The sequence below is a fragment of the Sphingomonas sp. P4_D12 genome, from assembly GCF_056401895.1.
Genome location: NZ_JBFUIL010000028.1, coordinates 1 through 925, shown reverse-complemented (window position 1 = coordinate 925; position 925 = coordinate 1). Strand labels below are relative to the sequence as shown.

2 protein-coding genes are annotated in these 925 nt (G+C 53.2%); both read right to left on the bottom strand.

Going from position 1 to position 925, the window contains the following annotated elements; genetic code table 11:
• Positions 1-353, bottom strand: a 353-nt coding sequence (locus AC1DSD_RS22435; protein WP_478033207.1) for a hypothetical protein, incomplete at its 3' end; no start/stop codon positions are given.
• 385 nt (positions 354-738) lie between these two features.
• Positions 739-925: hypothetical protein (locus AC1DSD_RS22430; protein WP_478033206.1), on the bottom strand; the 187-nt coding region annotated here is incomplete at its 5' end.

Here is a 925-nt window from a genome sequence, read left to right as displayed (position 1 = left end):
ATCACTAGAGATTCGGACGATGCCGCGATGATGTAGCCGTAAACGCCTTCGCGGAAACAGCTGACCATTTCGTCGAAATCGAACACATCGGCCATTACTGCCAGCCGATAGCCGGGGAACCGCTCGGCAAGTTCCGCGGGATGGTACCCCGTCTTGGCGTCCGCGAGGCCGTCCATCAGCAGAATGTGGACGACGTCGCTGCCGTCGTCATCGACCGCTTCGACGTCGCTGAGCTGGCTCGCGTCGACCGCGGCTTCCAGTACGTCAAATCCGTTTTCGGTCAGTATTCTCTGTAACCCGTCCAGAGCGATTCGATTGGGCCCGAGCAAGGCAATCTTGATGCGAGGTGTCATTAGATAGCCTCCAGAATCACGAGTTTATTGCTATAATGATCCTCATGAAAGGCCTCTGCTCTCGGCTGTTGATAAATAGTAGCAAAACTCAATTTCCTTATTATGGGCACTAAGTGTGATAATAAGCTAAATTAGTCAAAAAGTATTATTGATATTAAGCGAATTTACTTACGTATATGTACTTATATATTTCGAGCATCGTGGTTGACGCCCTGGAGTTTCCGGTATTGGATTGTCCGGCGCCCTCGTCGTCTCAGCCTCGATGGCTAACGCTCTGAATTCTACGCGACGTCCCGAATGGGGCGGGATCAATCGTCTCGTGAATGATTCCGGTGGTGAGGTCGCGGCGTCCGGATTTGGGGGAGGCTGTCGATGTGTGTTCTGATCATCGGCAACATGGGATATGTCGGCCCCTTCGCTCGCGCGGCAGCGAAATGCCGAAGAGCAGCCCGAGGCCGATCGCCATGTCGGTATAGCCGGAAAAGTCGAAATAGATTTGCAGCGCGTAGGATAATGCGCCGGTCCATGCCTGGATGAATTGTACGCCGCCGATCTCTGCCTGCACGAAGATC